Source organism: Hymenobacter miniatus, assembly GCF_016427455.1.
In the GTDB taxonomy this organism is placed as follows: Bacteria; Bacteroidota; Bacteroidia; order Cytophagales; family Hymenobacteraceae; genus Hymenobacter; species Hymenobacter armeniacus.
This window is the reverse complement of record NZ_JAELXR010000002.1, coordinates 370247-391668: the sequence shown is the minus strand read 5'-3', so window position 1 is coordinate 391668 and position 21422 is coordinate 370247. Positions and strand designations below refer to the sequence as shown.

Annotated in this window: 17 protein-coding genes; 13 read left to right on the top strand and 4 right to left on the bottom strand. The window is 60.5% G+C overall.

What is annotated here, in order from left to right; translation table 11 throughout:
- Positions 1-43: 43 nt before the first annotated feature.
- Both JAO73_RS04765 and JAO73_RS04760 read right to left on the bottom strand, forming a co-directional pair.
- Positions 44-3379 carry a TonB-dependent receptor gene (locus JAO73_RS04765; RefSeq protein WP_198976010.1) on the bottom strand — a complete coding sequence of 1112 codons (3336 nt, stop codon included), beginning with the start codon at positions 3377-3379 and terminating at the stop codon, positions 44-46.
- A 163-nt stretch (positions 3380-3542) separates the two neighbouring features.
- Positions 3543-4178: a C40 family peptidase gene (locus JAO73_RS04760; RefSeq protein ID WP_233168689.1), complete on the bottom strand. Its 636-nt coding sequence runs from the start codon at positions 4176-4178 to the stop codon at positions 3543-3545.
- A 44-nt stretch (positions 4179-4222) separates the two neighbouring features.
- On the opposite strand from JAO73_RS04760, the gene JAO73_RS04755 reads away from it, so the two are divergent.
- Positions 4223-5644: an FAD-binding oxidoreductase gene (locus JAO73_RS04755; RefSeq protein ID WP_198976009.1), complete on the top strand. Its 1422-nt coding sequence runs from the start codon at positions 4223-4225 to the stop codon at positions 5642-5644.
- Positions 5645-5774: 130 nt separating this feature from the next.
- On the opposite strand, the gene JAO73_RS04750 is transcribed toward JAO73_RS04755, so the two are convergent.
- Together JAO73_RS04750 and JAO73_RS04745 are read right to left on the bottom strand one after the other, a co-directional pair.
- Positions 5775-7418, bottom strand: a complete 1644-nt coding sequence (locus JAO73_RS04750) for an amidase (RefSeq protein WP_198976008.1) — start codon at positions 7416-7418, stop codon at positions 5775-5777.
- Positions 7419-7610: 192 nt separating this feature from the next.
- Positions 7611-8102 (bottom strand): acyl-CoA-binding protein, encoded by a 492-nt coding sequence (locus JAO73_RS04745; RefSeq protein WP_198976007.1) that lies wholly within the window; start codon positions 8100-8102, stop codon positions 7611-7613.
- 186 nt (positions 8103-8288) lie between these two features.
- Here JAO73_RS04745 and asnB point away from each other — a divergent pair, with 186 nt between their 5' ends.
- The 12 genes from asnB to JAO73_RS04685 all read left to right on the top strand — a co-directional run bounded on the left by asnB (position 8289) and on the right by JAO73_RS04685 (position 21418).
- Positions 8289-10196 carry an asparagine synthase (glutamine-hydrolyzing) gene (gene asnB, locus JAO73_RS04740; protein ID WP_198976006.1) on the top strand — a complete coding sequence of 636 codons (1908 nt, stop codon included), beginning with the start codon at positions 8289-8291 and terminating at the stop codon, positions 10194-10196.
- 82 nt (positions 10197-10278) lie between these two features.
- Positions 10279-11622: a UDP-glucose dehydrogenase family protein gene (locus JAO73_RS04735; protein WP_198976005.1), complete on the top strand. Its 1344-nt coding sequence runs from the start codon at positions 10279-10281 to the stop codon at positions 11620-11622.
- 125 nt (positions 11623-11747) lie between these two features.
- The gene (locus JAO73_RS04730; protein ID WP_198976004.1) at positions 11748-12704 is read left to right on the top strand and encodes a UDP-glucuronic acid decarboxylase family protein; all 957 of its coding nucleotides are present in this window, start codon (positions 11748-11750) and stop codon (positions 12702-12704) included.
- Between the two features lie 80 nt (positions 12705-12784).
- Positions 12785-13207, top strand: coding sequence for a sugar 3,4-ketoisomerase (locus tag JAO73_RS04725; protein ID WP_198976003.1), 423 nt, complete (start codon positions 12785-12787; stop codon positions 13205-13207).
- Positions 13189-14142, top strand: coding sequence for a hypothetical protein (locus JAO73_RS04720; RefSeq protein ID WP_198976002.1), 954 nt, complete (start codon positions 13189-13191; stop codon positions 14140-14142). The genes JAO73_RS04725 and JAO73_RS04720 overlap by 19 nt, the downstream gene beginning before the upstream one ends.
- A 71-nt stretch (positions 14143-14213) precedes the next feature.
- Complete coding sequence (locus JAO73_RS04715; protein WP_198976001.1) at positions 14214-15170, top strand: glycosyltransferase family 2 protein; 957 nt, start codon at positions 14214-14216, stop codon at positions 15168-15170.
- 39 nt (positions 15171-15209) lie between these two features.
- On the top strand, positions 15210-17126 hold the full coding sequence (locus JAO73_RS04710) for a hypothetical protein (RefSeq protein WP_198976000.1): 1917 nt from the start codon (positions 15210-15212) through the stop codon (positions 17124-17126).
- 321 nt (positions 17127-17447) lie between these two features.
- A complete protein-coding gene (locus JAO73_RS04705; protein WP_233168688.1) occupies positions 17448-18500 on the top strand; it encodes a DegT/DnrJ/EryC1/StrS family aminotransferase in 1053 nt (350 codons plus the stop codon).
- Between the two features lie 32 nt (positions 18501-18532).
- Positions 18533-18961, top strand: a complete 429-nt coding sequence (locus JAO73_RS04700) for a sugar 3,4-ketoisomerase (RefSeq protein ID WP_198975998.1) — start codon at positions 18533-18535, stop codon at positions 18959-18961.
- Positions 18958-19929, top strand: a complete 972-nt coding sequence (locus JAO73_RS04695; protein ID WP_198975997.1) for a GNAT family N-acetyltransferase — start codon at positions 18958-18960, stop codon at positions 19927-19929. The genes JAO73_RS04700 and JAO73_RS04695 overlap by 4 nt, the downstream gene beginning before the upstream one ends.
- A 27-nt stretch (positions 19930-19956) precedes the next feature.
- Positions 19957-20472, top strand: a complete 516-nt coding sequence (locus JAO73_RS04690; protein WP_198975996.1) for a GNAT family N-acetyltransferase — start codon at positions 19957-19959, stop codon at positions 20470-20472.
- Positions 20465-21418, top strand: coding sequence for a glycosyltransferase (locus JAO73_RS04685; RefSeq protein WP_198975995.1), 954 nt, complete (start codon positions 20465-20467; stop codon positions 21416-21418). Before JAO73_RS04690 ends, JAO73_RS04685 begins: the two co-directional genes overlap by 8 nt.
- Positions 21419-21422 lie beyond the last annotated feature (4 nt).

Genomic DNA, 21422 nt, shown 5'->3' with positions numbered 1-21422 from the left:
AACGCCCTGCCTATTTTTTGGTGTTGCTTACACAACGGTTTTATTAGTTGAAGCTGTAGCGCACGCCCAACTGGCCCTGCCACCGCGAGAAGAAGGGGGCAAAGTCGTAAGGACGGTTGGTGGTGGCAAACGAAGCCGGGAACGTAAAGGTCGGCTGCACGCCGGGGCCCGTGCTCACCACTTGGAGCAGTTCGGTGGCGTTGTTGGCCACGGTGTATTGGCGGCCCCAGTCGTTGTTGAGCAGGTTGCCCACGTTTTGGATGTCAAACGTCAGCTGGATGGAGTTTTTCTTGCCGCCGGCCATGAAGTTGAAATCCTGTGCCACGCGCACGTCGATTTGGTGCGTCCAGGGCAGGCGAGCGGCGAAACGCTCGGCCACTTGGCCGCGGTGGGTGCGCAGGTAGGGGTCGTTCTCGATGAAGGCGTCCAGCTGCTGCTGAATCTCGAGCTTGGTGCGGGTGTCGCCCGAGCCCGGTGCCAGCTTGATTTGGCTTTCATCGTACACGTTGGTCGGGATGTAGAGCAGGTCGTTGCCGGTGTTGCCGTCGCGGTTCACGTCCGTGTTCTGGCCGTAGATGTAAGTCAGCGGCTGGCCCGAGCGGCCTTCGTAGAACATGGTCAGGGTCGTGGCGTAGGCGTCGTTGCCGTACTTAAAGGTGTAGCCAGCGCTGGCGATAACGCGGTGGCGCTGGTCGTTGCGCGAGTAGCCCAGCTCGGGGTTGTTGGGGTCGTACTGAATCTGGTTGAAGCCAAAGTTCGACGAGGCCGTGCTGCTCGAACCGCTGTTCACTTCCTTCGACTCGCCGTAGGTGTAAGCCGCGGTGGCGTTCAGGCCGTTGTTGAAACGTTTCTGCAGCTGGAAGCTGCCGTTGTAGCGGTAGCCTTTGCTGGTGTTGGCCAGCAGGTACACGTTGGTGTAGCGGGCGTCTACGCGGCGGTCGGCCGTGGCGGCGGCATACACCGGGCGCTGGTCGGGGCCGGCCAGGCGGCCTACCGGAGCAGTCAGGTTGATGTCTTGGTAATAGATGTCGTTCAGCGTCTTGGAGTAGATGCCTTCCAAGGTGGCCACGATGTCGCCGGGCAGGCGGAAGTCTACGGCCAGGTTCGAGCGCCATACCTGCGGCAGCTTGAAGTCGTTGCGCACCAAGTTAATCTGGCTGGTCGGCACAGAGTTGTAGCGCGTGGAGATGTCGCTCGGCGAGAGGTAGATGGTCGGCAGTACCGGCGACGACACCGTGCCCAGTGCGCCCGTGGTGGAGTTGAAGGGGATGGCGGCGGTACCCGTCTGGTCCACCGAGCCCTGAATGATGCCGCTGTTGGTGTAGGAGTTCGAAATCCACACGAACGGCACGCGGCCCGAGAAGATGCCCGTACCGCCGCGCAGCTGCACTTTGGCGTCGTTGTTCACGTCCCAGTTGAAACCCAGGCGGGGCGACCACAGCAACTGGCCGTTCGGCGTGTTGGTGGTTTTGTATTCGGAGCCGAAGCCCGGGCGGTTGGCGGCCACCGACGTGTTAAACGCCGTGTTGTCGCCGGGCTTGTCGATGAACAAGGGCACGTCGAGGCGCAGGCCGTAGGTCAGGCGCAGGTTTTCGACGGGGGTGTATTCGTCCTGCACGTAGAAACCGAGCTGGGCGGCTTTGAATTTGGCTTCGCCGTTGTCGGCGGTGGGGTAGGAGGCCTGAATGCGGGTCGAACGACCCAATTCGAAGTTCTGGATGCCGGTGTAGGCCGGCACGGCGGCCACCGCGTTGGTGGTAGCGGTGGCGGGCTGGGCGGCAATGGCCGGCGTGGCGCCGAAGAGGTAGTAGCCCGCGCCGTTGTTCAAGAACAGGTTGCGGAACTTGAAGCCTTCGTTGTGGGTGCCAATGGTGATGGTGTGCTTGCCGAAAGCTTTGGTCAGGTTGTCGGTGATTTCGACGATGTCCTGGTCGAGCTGGTTGGCCACCGAGCTACGTTCCTGGCCCAGCGAATACGTGTTGCCGTTGTCGCTGATTTGGTACGCCGGGCCGGGCTGGCCGAGCACGTCGCGCGAGTCACGAATAGCGGTGTAGGTCAGAATCAGCTTGTTGGAGAAGCCACCCGAAAAACGGGAGTTCAATTCGGCCACCGTGCTGTTGGTCAGGTTGCTGAATTTGTAGGCGTTGTTGCTGAAACGCACGTTGTTGGCCGCGCGGGTGATGTTGTCGTCAAACGCCTTCACGAAGTTGTGACGCAGCGTCAGGGTAGTGTTTTCAGACAAGTTGAAGTCCAGGCGAGCAAAAATCTTGTTGCTCTCGGTGCGGGCGTTGATGTCGCCGTAGGAACCCGGGTCGTAGCCGCCGTAGATGAGCTGGCCGGCGCGGGGGCCCGACGTGTACACGGCGTTGAGCGAAGCGTTGCGGATGCGCTCGAGGTCGGCGATGGAAACGCGCGACTCGCTGGCGCCCGGCAGGAAGCCCAGCGGCGTGTTGACGCGGGCAATTTCCCCGTTCAGGAAGAAAAACACCTTGTCTTTTACCACGGCGCCGCCCACGCGGAAACCGGTCGTGTAGTTCGAAAACTTGTCAGCTTTCACGCGGGGCTCGGTCACGCTCTTGCCAATGGTGTTCTGGTTGCGGCCAAAACCGTAAACCGAAGCCGACAATTCGTTGGTGCCCGAACGGGTGATGGCGTTCACGCCGGCGCCGGTGAAGTTGCCGAGGGTCACGTCGTAAGGCGCCAATACAACCTGAATCTGGTCGATGGCGTCGAGGGCGATGGGGTTGGTGTTGGCTTGGCCGCCGGGCGTGCCCGAACCCGCCAGACCGAACACGTCGTTGTTCACGGCGCCGTCGATGGTGATGTTGTTGTAGCGGTTGTTGGCGCCGCCAAACGACGAACTGCCGCCGCCCGCTGCTTGCGGGGTGAGGCGGGTGAAGTCGTTGAGGTTGCGGCTCAGGGTGGGCAGACGCGTGATTTGCTCGCGGCTGATGTTGGTTTCGGCGCCGGTGCGGCCGGCGTTGATAACCGGGTCGCGGCGGCCGCTCACGGTCACCTCGGTCAGCTCAGTGGTTGAGGTGGTGAGGGCCACGTCGAGGCGCAGGTTCTGGCCCAGGGCCAGGAAAATGTCGTTACGGTTCACATCCTGGTAGCCCACGAACGTAATTTTCACCGTGTAAGGACCACCCACGCGCATGCCCTGAATGTTGAAGCGGCCGTCGGAGTTGGTAGGAGCTACGTACTGCGTGTTGGTGGGAGTGTGCACGGCGATGACCGTGGCCCCGGGCAGCCCCGAGCCGTCTTTGTCAGACACCACCCCGCTCATGGCCGCGGTGGTAGCCCCCTGGCTCCAGCCCAGATGAGCCGTGAGGAGCATCAACGCCACCAGGAATAAATGGCGTAAACGTGAATTATTCATACAAAAAAGAGTTGGTGAAACAGTGGGATAAGTAAAAATCAGGTAAGGGCAGAAAGCAGTGCAAAGGTAACGCCGACGCGAAGGAGCCAAGATTACGGGAGTTTTACCATTAACTCGTCAGGGCCCATCGAAGCGTTAACGCCACAAAGGTAGCGGCGGAATATTACAAACGAGGCCGCACCGCCCGAATAAACCGGCTGAGGTAATAATCCGACTCCAAACTGTTCTCCACCACCCCAAGCGAGGTCGACGCGTGAATGAAATCCACGCCTTCTTCGTCGGCCACGGTCACCAGGCCCACGTGGGTAATGGTGCGGCTGCCGGGCGAGGCCCCGAAGAACACCAGGTCGCCGGGCTGCAGGTCGGTGCTCTTGATGGGGTCGCCCCACACGGCCTGCTCATTGGACGAGCGCGGGATGCTGACGCCGGCCGCGCCAAAAGACAATTGCAACAGCCCCGAGCAATCGAGGCCCAGGCGCGTGGTGCCGCCGTAGAGGTAGGGGGTGCCCTGATAAGAACGGGCCGTCTCAATCACCGAGGCCAGCGTGCCGGTGGCGCTGCCCATGCGAGCCGGGCGCTTCACCACCACCTTGTTTTTGCCGCCGCTGGGCGTGGCGCTCACCACTTTCACCTTGCTTCCAGGGCGGGTGGGCGCGGCGCGGCCGCCTTTTTTCAGCCGGACCATTTCGCGGGCCGAGCGGTACTGGCCGTCGCGGTAGTTGAGCTTGCGGTGGCAGCTGGCCAGCCCGAGCAAAGTCAGCAGCAGCACCGGTAGTATCTTCGTTGTCGCCCTCCTCATTAGCCGCAAAGATAGTTTGCGCGGCCTGTTCAGTTTAACCGCTCATGCCTTTCAACGCCCTTACCCCCGAATTATTGGTGGCCTTCGAGGCCATTGTTGGCCCCGCGCACGTGCTCACGGCCCAGCGCGCCGAAGCCGCCGCCACCGCCGATGCCTACGCCGACTACGGCCGCGACCACACCGAGGACTTCCATTTCGCGCCCGACGTGGTGCTGCGTCCCGGCACGGCCGAGGAAATCGGCCAGATTATGCGCCTGTGCCACGAGCACCGCATTCCCGTCACGCCACGCGGCGCCGGCACCGGCCTCAGCGGCGGCGCGTTGCCCATCCACCACGGCGTGGTGCTGAGCACCGAGCGGCTCAATAAAATCCTGCACATCGACGAGCGCAACCTGCAGGCCACCGTGGAACCGGGCGTGGTAAACGAGGCGTTTCAGAACGCGGTGAAGGAAGTGGGCCTGTTCTACCCACCCGACCCGGCCAGCAAAGGCAGTTGCTCGCTCGGCGGCAACCTGGCCCACAGCAGCGGCGGCCCCAAAGCCGTGAAATACGGCACCACCAAGGACTACGTGCTCAACCTGCAGGTGGTGCTGCCCACCGGCGACGTCATCTGGACGGCCGCCAACACCCTCAAAAATTCCACCGGCTACAACCTCACCCAGCTCATGGTGGGCTCGGAGGGCACCCTGGGCATCATCACCAAAGTGGTGTTTCGCCTGCTGCCTTTCCCGCAGCAGAACATCCTCATGCTGGTGCCCTTCCGCCAGGAAGAAGAGGCCGCCGACGCCGTGTCGGCCGTGTTTCGGGCGGGCATCATCCCCTCGGGCATGGAGTTTATGGAGCGCGAGGCCATTGCCTGGTCGTCCGATTATTTGAAAATCCCGCTCACCCTGCCCGAAGACATTAAAGCCCACCTGCTCATCGAGCTCGACGGGCAGGACCTCGACCAGCTGTACAAGGAGGCCGAACAGGTGTACGGCGTGCTCGAAAAGTACGACGTAGGCGAAATCCTGCTCGCCGACAATGCCACGCAGAAAGACGAGCTCTGGAAAATTCGCCGCAACATCGGCAATTCCGTCCGCTACAACTCCGTATACAAAGAAGAAGACACCGTGGTGCCCCGCGCCGAGCTGCCCACGCTGCTGAAGGGCGTGAAGGAAATCGGGGCCCGCTACGGCTTCAAAAGCGTGTGCTACGGCCACGCCGGCGACGGCAACCTGCACGTCAACATCATTCGCGGCGACCTCGACGACGAGATGTGGAACGTGGGCCTGCGCCAGCCCATCTCCGAAATTTTTGAGCTCTGCGTAAAGCTGGGCGGCACCATCTCGGGCGAGCACGGCATCGGCCTGGTGCAGAAAGGCTACATCGGCATTGCCCTGAAAGAAGCCAATCTGGAACTGATGCGCGGCATCAAAAAGGTGTTTGACCCGCATGGCATTTTGAACCCGGGCAAGATTTTCTAACGAAGACCTCACCCCCTGACCCCCTCTCCAAAAAAGAGGGGGCGCCGGTGCGTGAAGTCGATGCTTTATTCAGTCGTCAGGAGCAAGGCCGGTGCCCCCTCTTTTTTGGAGAGGGGGTCAGGGGGTGAGGTTACGCCTGCACCGTCGGCAAAAACTTCGGCGCCGCGCGGTGGTGCGTGGCCTGCTCGTAGGCGTAGCCCAGCCCCAATAGTTTGCCCTCCTGATACGCGGAGCCCACAAACGACAGGCCCACCGGCAGCCCGCGCACCTGCCCCATGGGCACGGTGAGGTGCGGATAGCCCGCCATGGCCGCCGGCGAGGAAAAATCCACCCCCGTGGAGTAGTCGCCGTTCACCCAGTCGATGCACCAGGCCGGGCCCGTGGTTACGCCCACGATAGCCGTGAGCTGGTTGGCTTTCAGCAGGGAATCGATGGCCTGGCGGGCGCCGCTTACGCTTTTCTGCACGGCGGCTTTGTATTTGGCGTTGCCCAGGCCGTCGGTGGCTTCGGCCCGAATAAGGGTTTCCTGACCGAAGATGGGCATGGCCTCGGCGGCGTGGGCGTTGTTGTAGGCAATGACATCGGCCAGGTTTTTCACCGATGCCCCGGCGCCGGCCAGGTACTTATTCACCCCGTCCTTAAATTCGTACAGCAGCACGTCGAACTCGGCCTCGCCCAGCGGGTTCACCAGCTTATTCAGCTCGATTTCCACCACGGTGGCGCCCTGGGCTTTGAGGGTTTCTACGGCTGCCTTCAGCAGCTTGGCCACGGCGGGCGGGCCGTTGAGGTGGGCTTTTTCCACGCCCAGCCGCTGGCCTTTCAGCGCATCGGCTTTGAGGAAAGACGTGTAATCGGCAGGAAGGGCGGCCGGCAGGGGCAGCCGGGCCGGGTCGGCTGGGTCGGCGCCTTGCAGGGCGGCCAGCAGCAGGGCCGCGTCGCGCACAGTGCGCGCCATGGGGCCGGCCGTGTCCTGGGTGCTCGAAATCGGAATAATACCGCTACGGCTCAGCAGGCCCACCGTGGGCTTGAGCCCCACCAGCCCGTTGCACGACGACGGCGACACCACCGACCCGTCGGTTTCGGTCCCGATGGCAATGGCGCACAGGTTGGCCGCCACGGCCGCGCCCGAGCCCGAACTGCTGCCGCTGGTGCTGCGGTCGAGCACGTACGGGTTGCGGCTCTGCTGGCCTCGGCTGCTCCAGCCGCTCACCGAGTGCGAGGAGCGAAAGTTGGCCCATTCACTCAGGTTGGTTTTGCCCAGGAGCACGGCGCCGGCGGCCCGCAGCTTCTGCACAATGAAGGCGTCCTGCCGGGCCTTGTGCCCGTGCAGGGCCAGCGCGCCGGCGGTGGTCATCATCTGGTCGCCGCTGTCGATGTTGTCCTTAATAAGCACCGGAATGCCGTGCAACGGCCCGCGCAGCTTGCCGGCTTTGCGCTCCTGGTCCAGCCCGTCGGCAATTTTCAGTACGTCGGGGTTGGTTTCGATGACGGCCCGCAGCATGGGCCCGGCCTCGTTCAGGGCCTTGATGCGCTCTAGGTACTTCTCGCTCAGGCTACGGGCGGTTTCGGTGCCCTTCGCCATGCGGTCCTGCAGGTCGGCCACGGTGGCTTCGTGCAGGGCGAAGGGCGCGGCATCGGCCGAAGGTGGGCCGGCGGCTTCGGCCGCCTCAGCAGTCATTTTCTTATCAGTAGTGGTTTGGCAGGCCACGGCGGGCAGCAGGGCGGCCGTGAGGGCCACGCGGGTGCTTTGGTTCAAAAACAGGCGACGGTCCATAGAGGCTGGGAGGCTAAGCAGGAGCGGGGCTGCTCCGGAGGGCAATGATACAGTTGAAACCAGCCCTGGCGTGACCTTATCCTCAGTACCCAATCGACAAAGCGCACGAGAAGCGTCAGAAGGCAGCCCCACGCTCGGGATTGCCTTCTGACGCTTCTCGTGCGCTTTGTTGACTGATTAACCGACCCGGCGTTATTCCTGTTCGCCTTTCAGCTTGTCTTCGCCGCCGTAGGGGGCGCCGGCCGTGATGTCGCCGCGCAAGCCGCCCTGGGTGCTTTGGCCGGGGCCGTGGTCGGGCTGGCGCGAGCTGGTGGTGTTGTCGGTGTCGGCGTTGGGACGCCCGGCGGGGGCGTTGGTGGCGGCATCGGTCGGCACCGCGTTGGTGGGCGTGTCGGAGGAGCTACCGGCAATTTCCGTGGCGCGGGCCACGTAGCGCTGCTTGGCTTCGTCCTGGGGCACGCCTTTAAACTGGTTCCAGGAGTCCCACTGGGCCTGCGAGAGGCCGGCGGGGCCGCTGGCCTGGTCGGCGGCGTTGGGGTCTACTTCGTCGGGCTTCATGTTTACGTCGCCTTCGGTGGCTTGCTTGTAGAGGCCGTAGAGCTCGGTCATGTGCTGGGCCGCCACGTTATCGGGCAGGTTGTTGACTTGCTGGGCGGCGGCTTGAAATTGCTCGTTGAGGTTCATGGGAAAGAAAAGATGGGGAGGTGAAACGGTAGGAAGAAGGGCAGGGGCTGAACGAAACCCATCCGAGAAGCTTGACTACAGCGCCGCATAACCCGGCGCCGCTCAGAAGGAATTGAGGCAATTCCCTTTTTCGTAATACCCCGGTACCAACCTTTAGGTTGCCGGGTCGTACTTTTGCGCGCTACTATGTGCGGAATAACCGGAGTATTTGCCTTTACCGAAACGGGTCGCCAGTCTTTGGCCAACCTGCAGGCGTCGACCGACGCCATCATTCGCCGCGGTCCTGATTCGGAGGGCCATTTTGTGTACGACCAGTGCGGACTGGGCTTTCGGCGCCTCGCCATTCTCGACCTCTCGGCCGACGGCAACCAGCCCATGAGCGACGCCGCCAACCGCTACACCATTGTATTCAACGGCGAGATTTTCAACTTCCGCGAACTGCGCGAAAAGCTCATCAAGCGCGGCTGCGTGTTTCATTCGCAGACCGATACGGAGGTCATTCTTCAGCTGTACATCACCGAGGGCCGCAGCTTCATCAAGAAGCTGAACGGCTTTTTCGGCCTGGCCATCTTCGACAAAGAAGAAAACTCCCTGTTCATTGCCCGCGACCGGTTTGGCGTGAAGCCGCTGCTGATTTACCGCGACGAGGACAAGCTGTTTTTTGCTTCGGAAATGAAGTCGATGATGGCGCTGGGCGTGCCCCGCAAGCTCGACTACGTGGCCCTGAGCCAGTACCTGCAGCTCAACTACATTCCCGGTCCGGCCAGCATTTTCAAGGGCGTGAAGAAGCTGCTGCCCGGCCACTACCTCTACATCAAGGACGGGAAAGTGGTGGGCAAAGCCTGGTACAAAATCCCCTACGACCCCAAAAAAGTCGCCAAGAACAAGCTCAGCTACGAGCAGCAGCAGAAGAAGCTGGTCGAGCTGATGGACGGCGCGGTGCAGCGCCGCCTCGTGGCCGACGTGCCCCTCGGCGCCTTCCTTAGCGGCGGCATCGACTCCAGCGTCATCACGGCCCTGGCCGCCCGCCACACGCCCCACCTCAACACGTTCAGCATCGGTTTCAAAGACGAGCCCTTCTTCGACGAAACCAAGTACGCCAACCTCGTGGCGGCCCGGCACAACACCAACCACACGGTGTTTTCGCTCACCAACAACGACCTCTACGAGCACATTCACGACATGCTGTCGTACCTCGATGAGCCGTTTGCCGACTCTTCGGCCCTGGCCGTGTACATCCTCAGCCAGCGCACCCGCCAAAAAGTGACCGTGGCCCTGAGCGGCGACGGCGCCGACGAGATGTTCGGCGGCTACAACAAGCACATGGGCGAATTCAAGGTGCGGCAGGGCGGCGTGAAGGCCGAAGCCGTGACGGCCCTGGGCTTTGTGTGGGATGCGCTGCCCAAGTCGCGCAACAGCTTCTTTGGCAACCGCATCCGGCAGCTGCAGCGCTTTTCGCGCGGCATGACGGCCGGCGTGAAAGACCGGTACTGGGACTGGGCCAGCTTCGCCTCGCCCGAGGACGCCCGCCGCCTGCTCAGCGCCGACAGCCGCCGCAAGGTGGGCAAAAAGGCCGCCGCCAAGCGCCGCAAGGACATTCTGGAAGACCTGCATTCCGACGGCGACCTCAACGAGGTGCTGCTCACCGACATGAAGCTGGTGCTGCCCTACGACATGCTCACGAAAGTGGACCTGATGAGCATGGCCAACTCGCTGGAGGTGCGCACCCCTTTCCTTGATTATAAGGTCGTCAACTTCGCCTTCTCGCTGCCCGTGAGCAGCAAGGTGGACGCCACGATGAAAAAGAAAATCGTGCAGGACGCCTTCCGCTCCGAGTTGCCCGCTGAGCTCTACGACCGGCCCAAGCACGGCTTCGAGGTGCCCTTGCTGAAGTGGATGCGCGGCGAACTGCGCAGCCTCATCGAAAACGACCTGTTGCGCGACGAGTTCATTGAGGCGCAGGGCATCTTCGACGTGCAGGCCATTCGCGACCTGAAGGCGCAACTGTTTTCGCGCAATCCCGGTGATGTTCACGCGCGTATCTGGGGCCTCATCGTGTTCCAGACGTGGTGGAAACAGTACATGGCCAGCTAATTAGCAGCCTGCTACGCGCAAGCAACGGCCCACGGCCCTAACTTTGCGCGGCCAAAATGAAATTTCTCACAATCCTTTTTATATGAAAATCGCAATTGTAGGCACTGGCTACGTAGGTCTGGTGACCGGAACGTGCTTTGCCGAAGTCGGCATCGACGTGACGTGCATCGACATCGACCAGAAGAAAATTGACAACCTGCACAAAGGCATCTTGCCGATTTACGAGCCCGGCCTCGAAGAAATGGTGAGCCGCAACGTGGAAAAAGGCCGTCTGCACTTTTCCACCAACATCGGCGAAGCCATCAAGGATTGCGATGTGGCGTTCATCGCCGTGGGCACGCCCCCCGGCGAAGACGGCTCGGCCGACCTGAAGTACGTGCTGGCCGTGGCCCGCAGCATCGGTGAGAACATGAACAGCTACGGCGTCATCGTGACCAAGAGCACGGTGCCCGTGGGCACGGCCGCCAAGGTGCGCGCCGAAATTGAAAAAGCCCTCGAGAAGCGCGGCGAAACCATCGAGTTCGATGTGGCCTCCAACCCCGAGTTCCTGAAAGAAGGCGCCGCCATCGACGACTTCCTCAAGCCCGACCGCATTGTGGTGGGCGTGGCCTCGGAGCGCGCCGAAGAGGTGATGCGTCGCCTCTACAAGCCCTTCCTGCTGAACGGCCACCCCATCATCTTCATGGACATTCCGTCGGCGGAGATGACGAAATACGCCGCCAACTCGATGCTGGCCACCAAAATCAGCTTCATGAACGACGTGGCCAACTTGTGCGAAATCATGGGCGCCGACGTGAACAAGGTGCGCCAGGGCATCGGCTCCGACGCCCGCATTGGCACCAAATTCATTTACCCCGGCATCGGCTACGGCGGCTCCTGCTTCCCCAAAGACGTGAAGGCGCTCATCAAAACCGCCGAAGAAAACGGCTACAAGATGCAGGTGCTCAAGGCCGTGGAAAGCGTGAACGAGGACCAGAAATCGGTGCTCTTCAACAAGGTGAGCCGTCACTTCGGTGGCAACCTCAAGGGCCTGAAAATCGCCCTGTGGGGCCTGTCCTTCAAGCCCAAAACCGATGACATGCGCGAGGCTCCCTCGCTGGTTATCATCGAGAAGCTGCTGGCCGCCGGCTGCACCGTGACGGCCTACGACCCCGTGGCCATGCCCGAGGCGCAGCACATGATTGGCGACAGCATCACCTACGCCAAAGACGAATTTGCGGCCCTCATCGACGCCGACGCCCTGCTGGTGGTGACCGAGTGGCCCGACTTCCGCTCGCCCAACTTCGACGTGGTGGCCCGTCTGATGAAGCAGAAGGTCATTTTCGACGGTCGCAACATCTACGAAGCCAGCGAGCTGAAAGCCTTGGGCTTCGCTTACCACTGCATCGGCGTGAAAACCGACCACAAAGAGCCGGTGAAGGCGTAACAATCAGAGAATAACAGAACGTCATGCAGAGCGCGAGCGAAGCATCTTTACCTCAGGAGTAATTCATCTACTTGCGCAGTAAAGATGCTTCGCTCACGCTCGGCATGACGACCTACCCAGATAATATGACCAACCCTACTGAAGAAAAAAAACGCGTCCTGATTACCGGCGGAGCCGGTTTTCTGGGCTCCCACCTGTGCGACCGGTTCCTGAAAGAGGGCTACCACGTCATCGCCATGGACAACCTGGTGACGGGTTCGCTCCAGAACATTGAGCACCTGTTTGGCCGGCCCGATTTTGAATTCCACCAGGCCGACGTGAGCAAGTTCGTGTTCGTGCCCGGCAAGCTGGACTACATCCTGCACTTCGCCTCGCCGGCCTCGCCGATTGATTACCTCAAGATTCCGATTCAGACCCTGAAAGTGGGCTCTCTCGGCACGCACAACCTGCTGGGCCTGGCCCGCGTGAAAGGCGCCCGCATGCTGATTGCCAGCACCTCGGAAGTGTATGGCGACCCGGAAATCCACCCCCAGGTGGAGGAGTACTTTGGCAACGTGAACCCCGTGGGCCCGCGCGGCTGCTACGACGAAGCCAAGCGCTTCCAAGAAGCCATCACCATGGCCTACCACAACCACCACGGCCTGGAGACGCGCATCATCCGCATCTTCAACACCTACGGCCCGCGCATGCGCTTGGACGACGGCCGCGTGTTGCCGGCATTCCTCTCGCAGGCCCTGCGCGGCGAGAACCTGACGGTGTTCGGCGACGGCTCGCAGACCCGCTCGTTCTGCTACGTCGACGACCTCGTGGAAGGCATTTACCGCCTGCTGCTGAGTGATTACCACCTGCCCGTGAACATCGGCAACCCGTCGGAAATCACCATCAAGGAGTTCGGCGAGGAAATCGCGCGCCTCACCGGCGTCGAGTTCAAGCCGACCTACCAGGCCCTGCCCGAGAACGACCCCATGAAGCGCCGCCCGGACATCACCAAGGCCAAGGAAATCCTGGGCTGGGAGCCCAAGGTGGACCGCGCCGAAGGCCTGCGCCGCACCCTGGAGTATTTCAAGGAGCACGTGAAATAAAGCTTTCGCGCAAAGGCGAAAAAGAGCAGTTGGCATAGCCGGCTGCTCTTTTTTCGTTTTCATCCCCCACTTTTGTTTTTATGGCCGATTATCCCGCTCCGCATCTCATTCATTTCCCCAAGCTTGGCGACCCCGGCATTGGGTACATCTCGGTGGGCGAAAACGTACAGGACTCGCTGCCCTTTGCCGTGCAGCGCGTGTTCTGGACGTATTATACCCCCGAAAGCATCGTGAGGGGCCGCCACGCGCACCACCGCACCGAACAGGTGCTCATTGCCGTGGCCGGTCGCATCATCGTCACGACCGAGCTGGCCGACGGCGACATCCAGATTCACCGGCTCGAAGACCCCTACGTGGGGCTTTATATCCCGCCCTGCGCGTGGCACACCATGCAGTATTCGCACACGGCGGTGCAGCTGGCGCTGGCCTCGCAGCCCTACCGCGAAGACGACTACATTCGGGACTACGACACCTTCCGGCAGACATGGACGCCGAAAGCGTAGCCGGGCTGGTGGGCGCGAGGGCGGCCGACCTCGCCTTTTATTCGCCCTACTATTTCCTGCGGAACTTGCCCGCCGAGCGGCAGCAGGAGCTGTTTGGCACCGGGGCCGCGGCTCGCTGGGGCCAGCAGGCCGGCGAGGAAACCTACAGAGCCCCCGGCAGTCCGGAAATGCGCTGGCTGTGGCAGCAGCTGCCTTGGGATTCGGCGTACTTTGGCACTTCCATGCTGCGGCTGTTCACGGGCCTGTTTGGCCCGGAAGCCTCGCCCGCGGTACTTACCCAGGCGGCCGCTGGCCTGCGCGAGCACCTCGCAGCGCGGCACCCGGCTTTTTATGCGTTCAGCATCGTGCCAGCCGAGGACGTACGCTTGTTTCAGGCTCTTACCGGCGCTGGGTGGCGCCTGGTCGAAACCCGGCTCACGTTTTACCGCAGCGAGCTGGCCAGCTTTCAATTTCCATCCTTTCCGGTGCGCAGGGCAGACGTAGGGGAGGACGCGCACATTGGCCGGATTGCCGCTACGGCCCGCAACCCCTACGACCGGTTTCACGCCGACCCGTGGTTTGGCGTTGAACGAGCCGATGCCTACCTCGCCCGCTACGCCGAAAACACCGTGAGTGCTGGCTTAGCCACCACCGTGCTGGTGCCCGACGAGCCCGGCCTGCCCGTCGATTCGTTTCTGGCCATCAGCGACCTGACGCACGACGCTGAGGCCCTCGGCACCCGGCTGTCGCGGGTGCTGCTCACGGCCGTGGGGCCGGCCAATCGGGGCTGGCACCTGCGCCTCACGGCCGAAACCCTGCGTCGGGCCCAGGCCCTGGGCCACGAAGCTGTGTTGATGACCACCCAGGCCACCAACCACGCTGTGTTTCGGACGGCCGAGAAGCTGGGGTTCCGGCTCGGCGCAACTAGCCACGTATTGGCGTACAATAGCCATTAACTTTGGCCTTCCCGTGCTGCAGCCTGCGGTTTTCAGCCGGCCTTATTTGCGCCCTTCGCCTCTCTTCTGCTATGCCCAAACTTTCCGTTATTATTCCCTGCTATTTCAACGAGGAGAATATCCCGGTTACGTCGCGCGAGCTGGTGGCCAACGAGGTCAATTTTCCGCCCGAAGTCACGTTTGAGTACGTTTTCGTGAACGATGGCTCCGGCGATGACACGCTCGGGGCCCTGCGCCGGGCCCAGGCGGAGTTTCCGGGCCGCATCCGCGTGGTGGACCTGGCCGGCAACGTGGGCTCCTATAATGCCATTGTGGCCGGCATGGCCCACGCCACCGGCGACTGCCTGGCCGTCATCACCGCCGATTTGCAGGACCCGCCCGAGCTGATGGCCCGCATGTACGGCCACTGGCAGCAGGGCTTCAAGCTGGTTATCGGCAACCGGCAGGACCGCGAGGAAACCGGCTTGTCGCAAACCCTGGCCAAGACGTTTCACTGGCTGATGAAGAAGCTGGCCCTGCGCAACATCCCCGACGGCGGCTTCGACTTCGTGTTTTTTGACCGGCAGGTGGCCACTGAGGTGCTGAAGCTGCACGAGCGCAATTCCAACGTGTTTTACCTCATGGTGTGGCTGGGATTTGCCTACGTCAACATCCCCTACACGCGGCGCAAGCGCCAGATTGGCAAGTCGCGCTGGACGCTTTCCAAGAAGATAAAGCTGCTCATCGATTCCCTGATGGCTTTTTCCTTCGTGCCCATTCGCGCTATCTCGGTGCTGGGGCTGGGGCTGGGGCTTGTCGCCCTCGTTTACGGGCTCTACGTCATCGCCCTCAAGTTTCTGCATCCCAATGAGCCGGCCGGCTGGACCACGCTCATGGTGGTGCTGCTCGTGGTGTCGGCTTTCCAGATGGTGGCCCTCGGCGTGATTGGCGAATACGTGTGGCGCGGCCTCGACGCCGCCCGCCAGCGCCCGCTCTACGTGGTGCGCGACGTATATGAGCTGCCTGGCACGGAGCTGGGTGGCCACTAGCGCGCAGTGGCAGTGGAACTAGGCCTACGGCTGCTGGGGGTGGCATTGGGAACCCTGTGCCTGTGCTACGGCGCGGGTTCGGGGTTGCTGCGCTGGCTGCGGCCCGTCGCCGAAGAATTTTTCTGGAACTGCTTTCTGCGGCTGCTCAGCGGGACGGTGCTGCTCACGGCCTCCTATGCCATCTGGCAGACGCGGGGCGCCACCACCTTGTTGCCGGTGCTGCTGCTGGTGCTGGGAGTTCTCTACGCCCTGCGGGCTCCATTAGGCACTGTGCCCGGGCCCGCCTTTGGCACCGCTCGCCAGCTGGCCTGGGTGCTGGCCCTGGCTGGGGTGGTGTTTGTCGGCCAGTTTCTGCTGGTATACGAGCCAGGCTCACCGTTTTTGCAAACCCCGTTTCAGGACTATGTGTACTACAGCCGCCTCACGCTGCCACTCAACCACCTGGGCATCGAAACCAACTCGCTGGAAATGCTGTACCCGCAGTTTCAGACGGCGCAGCCCTACCACTATTTCGGCATCTGGCTCAATGCCCTGACCGTGCGCCTCACGGGCCTGCCATCGGTGTGGGTGTATTTTGTGAGCGTGGCCACCGTGTTGCTGACCATGTGCGGGGTGGGCTTTGCCGCCATCTACGCGCACTGCGGGCTGCGGCCCCGCTGGGCGGTGGTGCTGGGCCTGGCCACGCTCACCGTCACGGGCACCTGCTGGCCCTACCTGCTGCGGTACCGCGTCATCCTCGACGGCTCGCTGATTGCGCATTTGCCGCTGGTGCTGCACCCCAAGCTGGCGTCCATTTATTTGTTTGAGCTGCTGAGCGTGTTGCTGCTGTTGCGGCACCGGTACCGGGCCGCGGGGCTGGCTGTGGCCGCCGTGCCGCTGGCGTTTATATCCACGGCTCCGGCCATTGGCCTGGGCGTAGTGGGCATGGCTGCATACTTGTGGGCCACCCGAAAAGCTTCGCTACGGGAAGCCATGGCCGTGGTGGCGCCCACGGCGGGGGTAGCGCTGTATCTGGGCGTTTTTTACCTGTTGAGTTCCCGCATCGTGCAGCTGCCGGGCGCGGGGCAGGAGGTAGCGCTGGCCGCCATCATTCCGCCGGCTGGCGAAGCGCGTCTGGTCTTCAACATCGCCGTTGGCACCCTGCTCATCTACGTCCTGTACTTCGTTGGCCATGCTGCGCTGATGGCGGGACTGGGGTGGCGCACCGTCACGCGGGCGACCCTGCTCGCCGACCTGCCCCTGCTGGTCTGGGCCGTAATGACCGTGCTGGGAGCTGCCCTGATGCGCGCCATTGGTCATCATTTTCTCGACGCGTTTCAGTTTTTTTCCAATCCCGTGCTGCCGCTGTCGGCGGCCATCGTTGCGGTGGGGATAGGCCGCGCCGTGCAGGGCTCGCACGCGGTACGACCCATGCTGGCGGTGGCCGGCATGGCCGCGCTGGCGTTGCTGAATACCCGCACCGATACCACCGGCAACGGCCGCTTCTCCAGCCACTTTCTCAAGCAAGTAGGGCCGGTGCTCCGGGCGCTGCCCAACCGCGGCGGCTACCTGCTGGCCGATGCCGACTACGAGAACGCCTACATGCTGTGGGCCGATTCGTACACGGCGGGCACCTACGTCTCCAATTTTAAAAACGACTATCAGCTGCTTTCCCTCTCGGCCCTGGTGCCCGATAGCCTGAGCACCGACCCACGCTACGCCCAAGGAGCCCTGGAGGCCGGGGTTGCCCAGCGCAACACCACCCTGTACCGGCTGGCCGAGTTGCAACGCCAGAAAGGACACCCCGTGTGCGCCGATAGCCTGCCGCTGGCACTGGTGCGCGAGGCGCAGCTGGCATTCATCTGCGCCTCGCGCCGGGCCGTGCTGCCTGCTTCCCTGCAGCCGTTGGTGCGGGCCAGCTACCGGGATTTCACTTCTGGAGAAGTGCTGTACGTGCTCAAATCAATTGCTAAATAACAGGGGTGTATGAATGAGGCTGCTGACAATGATTTTGACAAGTAGTTGAACGCGAATGCGGATTTAGGTTTGGGGGCAGGCTCAAGAGTTCATTACGCAACGGTGGTCCATTCAAGAGGTGTTGAACGCAGGCCGATTGTTATCACTTTGGTTACACGAAAGGTTGCTTAAAAGCTGAACATACCCAAAACTCGATGCCCCCGACGCAAAGGGAGGTACGGCCTTGTTATCTTTGCAGCCCATATATCTGCTATTACAGCTTCGTTCATGACCGTTCCGTTTCTCTCCTTTTCTCCCCAGCACGACCCTATCCGTACGGAAATGCTGTCCGCCTTGGCCGATGTGTATGACAAACAATGGTATGTGCTGGGCGAGCAGGTAAAGGCCTTTGAAGCCGAATACAGTGCTTTCAACCACGTGGCCCACACGGTGGGCGTGGCCAATGGCCTCGACGCGCTGCACTTGGCGCTGGAAGCACTGGGCGTGAAGCCCGGCGACGAAGTCATCGTGCCCAGCAACACCTACATCGCTACCTGGCTGGCCATTTCCTTCGTGGGCGGCGTGCCGGTGCCCGTCGAGCCCAATCCTTATACTTACAACCTCGACTCCGCCCGCCTGGAGGCCGCCATCACGCCGCGCACCAAGGGCGTCATGCCGGTGCACCTCTACGGGCAGGCCTGCGAGATGGGCCCCATCATGGACATCGCGCAGCGCCACGGCCTGTGGGTGGTGGAAGACAACGCCCAGTCCCAAGGCGCCACTTGGCAGGGCGGCATCACGGGCAGCTTCGGGCAGGTAAACGGCACCAGCTTTTACCCCGGCAAAAACCTGGGCGCCCTTGGCGATGCTGGGGCCGTGACCACCAACGACGAAACCCTGGCCACCAAAATTCGCACCTTGCGCAACTACGGCTCGCAGCAGAAATACTACAACGAAGTAGTAGGCCACAATTCCCGCCTCGACGAGCTGCAGGCGGCAGCCCTGCGCGTGAAGCTGCCGCACCTGCCCACTTGGACGGCCCAGCGACAAGCCGTGGCCGCTCTTTACAACCAGCACCTCGCAGGCATCGGTGGGCTCCTGCTGCCGGCCGTGGCCGAAGGCGCCACCCACGTCTATCACCTTTACGTGGTGCGCACCGGCCAACGCGATGCTTTGCAGACCCACCTCACGGCGGCCGGCATCGGCACGCTCATTCACTACCCCGTGCCGCCGCACCGCCAGCAGGCGTATGCCCACCTCAACATTCCGGCCGGTACCTACCCAATTGCCGAGGAGCTCGCCGCTACCAGCCTGAGCCTGCCCATGTGGCCCGGCATGACTGAAGAACACGTGGCGGCCGTGGCCGCCGCCGTGCGTGGTTTCATTGGCAGCTAACTTCTGCTGCTTATTTACGGTATACCTTTCCCATGTCGGTTCCTCGTCTTATTGAGTTTTCTAAAATAGGCTCCCCTGCCTTAGGGTACATTACGGTGAGCCAGAATAGTACCCTCCCCTTTACTGTGCAGCGGGTGTATTGGACTTACTACACACCCGATTCCGTGATTCGGGGCCACCACGCCCACCACGACTTGGAGCAGTTGATTTTTGCCACCAGCGGGCGCATCGAGTTTGTGCTGGAAGGGGTGGATGGCAAGACCGAAACCTTCGTGTTGGATTCGCCCAATGTGGCACTTTACATCCCTAAACTGTACTGGCGCACAATTAAGTTTTCGCACAACGCCGTATTGCTGTGCTTGGCATCTCTGGAGTACAGTGAAGAAGATTATATTCGGGAATACGCTGTATTTCAAGCTTTACAGCAGCAATTTAAAAATTTGGCGCCCCGACAATTATGATCCCTCAAGTAAGAACAACACTCGAAGTTCGTCACTATGAACCATCGGCGTCAGCTGTCTGGAATGCGTTCATCGACCAGTCGGCGAACGGCACTTTCTTGTTCAGACGGGAATTTATGGAATATCATGCCGACCGGTTTGAGGACCACTCTTACTTGGTTTGGCGCAAAAACGAGCTTGTTGCCGTATTCGTAGCCGGGCGCTCGCGCACTTCTTCAATTCCAACCACCCTCGTTGCGCATCCGGGACTCACATACGGTGGGTTAGTGTACGCCACCGAACTGAAGTATGCGTTGCTGGAGGAGGTGTATGATGCTTTGTTTACAGCCTTTCGGGCAGATGGATTTACTTCCTTGCTGGTCAAGCCCGTAGCCCGGGTGTTCTGCCGTCAGCCCGCCGAGGCCAGCTTATTTTACTTCCATCAGCAGGGATTCGCCTTGCAAAGACGGGAGTTGAATTCTGTAATCGACCTGACCCAACCGTTACGCATCAGCAAGGGGCGGAAAGACAATGTGCGCAAGGCCCGCAACGCGGGCGTGACTGTGGCGATGAGCAATGACTTTTCGGAGTTCTGGCCCTTGCTCGTGGCCAACCTCTGGCAAACTCACGGGGTGCGACCGCCACACTCAGAAGCTGAAATTCGGTTGCTTCAACAACAATTCCCCGACAATATTCAGCTGTATGTGGCCCGCTACGCGGAGGCGGTGGTGGGCGGCGTGCTGCTGTTTCTCGACGCTGCCCACGGCTTCGTGCACACCCAGTACATTTCGGCCAATGAGCAAGGCAAACAAGTAGGGGCCGTCGACGCCATCATTGCCCAGGTGCTCACCGATGTTCAGGGCGTTTTTCCGCGTTTTTCCTTTGGAATATCCACTGCCGAAGGAGAATTGAATGCAGGATTGCTCGCGCAGAAAGAAGGCTTCGGAGCCACCGTTGAATTAATTGATACGTATGAAAAAGCCTTCTGATTATTTAGGCGCAAAAATATCTCGCTAATGAGCGCCTTAGAAGTAGTGCCTGCCGACCAATTGCGAATCGATAAATTTGATGAGCATGTATTAGACTTGTCTTTTTATTGGGTAAATGACCCAGAAATTCGGACGTTAATAGATGGTCAGCACGTAGACAAAGCAGAACAGCTTCGCTGGTTCTCAACGTTAGGCCAACGAACAGATGTACTCATTCGAAGTATTTGGCACGGCAATGTAGCCATCGGCGTAATGGGGCTTAAGCACATTACTTCTGACGACGCGGAGTATTGGGGCTATTTGGGTAATAAAGATTATTGGGGACGCCAAATAGGTCTTTGGATGATAGCAGAAGCGGTGCGGCTGGCACAGGAGCGTGGATTGCGGCGCATATACTTGCGAGTACTTCCAGATAATGAGCGCGCTGTGCGCCTATATCGCAAAACAGGCTTCCACTTCGTGAAAACTGAGGATAAGTTAGACCCCCGTTTCTTGGTAATGGAGCGTAAAATAATGGCCAACGACCAAAATGTTCATGAATAATTCATTGAAGCACAGTGCGCCGTTGGTGAGCATAGGCGTCGCTTCCTACAACAACGACTCCTATGTTATTCAGACATTAGAAAGTATTCGCCTGCAGACCTACAAAAATTGGGAACTAATAATCATAGACGACTGCTCAACTGATAATTCTGTAAAATTGATTCGCTCTTGGCTTACGGCATATCCAGAATTGAAAGCCACACTGGTTGCAAAGGAAATTAACAGGGGGGTGTGCCATACTCTTAATTCCTTCCTCGGCATGGCGAAGGGAAAATATGTTTCCACCATCGGGTCCGATGATATATTCTCGCCAGATAAGCTGACACGCCAAGTCGCATTGATGGAAGCTGCTCCACCAAAAGTCGGGCTTGTCTATACCGATTTGAGCAAAATCGACGCGGCAGGAAATATTTTGGTGCCTTCTGTATATGATACAAAAGAAATTTTGCCATTTGCAGGTGACGTATGGCTGGAAATGCTAAAAACTAACTTTTTGGGTGCCATGACGCTGCTCATTCGCCGAGAATGCTTCACCAATGTTGGGTTTTTTGATGAGAACTTAGCATACGAAGATTGGGATATGTGGCTGCGTTTGGCACGCAAGTATGAGTTTTTATACTTGCCCGAAATAACGTGTTATTATCGAATTCACGGTAATTCTTTCATGCATAAACGTAAGCGCCAGTTAATAGAAACCAATTTGCGTATTGTTAGCAAGCACCTTGGTGTTAGTTCTGAAGGCGATTCCATCATTCATCAGCACATCGCCGCCTTCTCAGAAGAATTGTACCTGCTTGGTAGCTCCGAAAGCGTGCAGTGGCTTAATCGGCGCCAAGAAGTGCAACCCAGTGTTCGCGGCTGGGCTTTGTTGCAACTCGCTCGGCTGGGTGTGCCCGCCAATCGTGTAGCCCAGGCTTATGGATGGCTGAAGCAGTTTTTAGGGTGAATGC

Excerpts from the sequence above, each read along its gene's own strand:
- JAO73_RS04765 (WP_198976010.1), bottom strand. The coding sequence starts at position 3,379 with ATGAATAATTCACGTTTACGCCATTTATTCCTGGTGGCGTTGATGCTC.
- JAO73_RS04760 (WP_233168689.1), bottom strand. The coding sequence starts at position 4,178 with ATGAGGAGGGCGACAACGAAGATACTACCGGTGCTGCTGCTGACTTTG.
- JAO73_RS04755 (WP_198976009.1), top strand. The coding sequence starts at position 4,223 with ATGCCTTTCAACGCCCTTACCCCCGAATTATTGGTGGCCTTCGAGGCC.
- JAO73_RS04750 (WP_198976008.1), bottom strand. The coding sequence starts at position 7,418 with ATGGACCGTCGCCTGTTTTTGAACCAAAGCACCCGCGTGGCCCTCACG.
- JAO73_RS04745 (WP_198976007.1), bottom strand. The coding sequence starts at position 8,102 with ATGAACCTCAACGAGCAATTTCAAGCCGCCGCCCAGCAAGTCAACAAC.
- asnB (WP_198976006.1), top strand. The coding sequence starts at position 8,289 with ATGTGCGGAATAACCGGAGTATTTGCCTTTACCGAAACGGGTCGCCAG.
- JAO73_RS04735 (WP_198976005.1), top strand. The coding sequence starts at position 10,279 with ATGAAAATCGCAATTGTAGGCACTGGCTACGTAGGTCTGGTGACCGGA.
- JAO73_RS04730 (WP_198976004.1), top strand. The coding sequence starts at position 11,748 with ATGACCAACCCTACTGAAGAAAAAAAACGCGTCCTGATTACCGGCGGA.
- JAO73_RS04725 (WP_198976003.1), top strand. The coding sequence starts at position 12,785 with ATGGCCGATTATCCCGCTCCGCATCTCATTCATTTCCCCAAGCTTGGC.
- JAO73_RS04720 (WP_198976002.1), top strand. The coding sequence starts at position 13,189 with ATGGACGCCGAAAGCGTAGCCGGGCTGGTGGGCGCGAGGGCGGCCGAC.
- JAO73_RS04715 (WP_198976001.1), top strand. The coding sequence starts at position 14,214 with ATGCCCAAACTTTCCGTTATTATTCCCTGCTATTTCAACGAGGAGAAT.
- JAO73_RS04705 (WP_233168688.1), top strand. The coding sequence starts at position 17,448 with ATGCTGTCCGCCTTGGCCGATGTGTATGACAAACAATGGTATGTGCTG.
- JAO73_RS04700 (WP_198975998.1), top strand. The coding sequence starts at position 18,533 with ATGTCGGTTCCTCGTCTTATTGAGTTTTCTAAAATAGGCTCCCCTGCC.
- JAO73_RS04695 (WP_198975997.1), top strand. The coding sequence starts at position 18,958 with ATGATCCCTCAAGTAAGAACAACACTCGAAGTTCGTCACTATGAACCA.
- JAO73_RS04690 (WP_198975996.1), top strand. The coding sequence starts at position 19,957 with ATGAGCGCCTTAGAAGTAGTGCCTGCCGACCAATTGCGAATCGATAAA.
- JAO73_RS04685 (WP_198975995.1), top strand. The coding sequence starts at position 20,465 with ATGAATAATTCATTGAAGCACAGTGCGCCGTTGGTGAGCATAGGCGTC.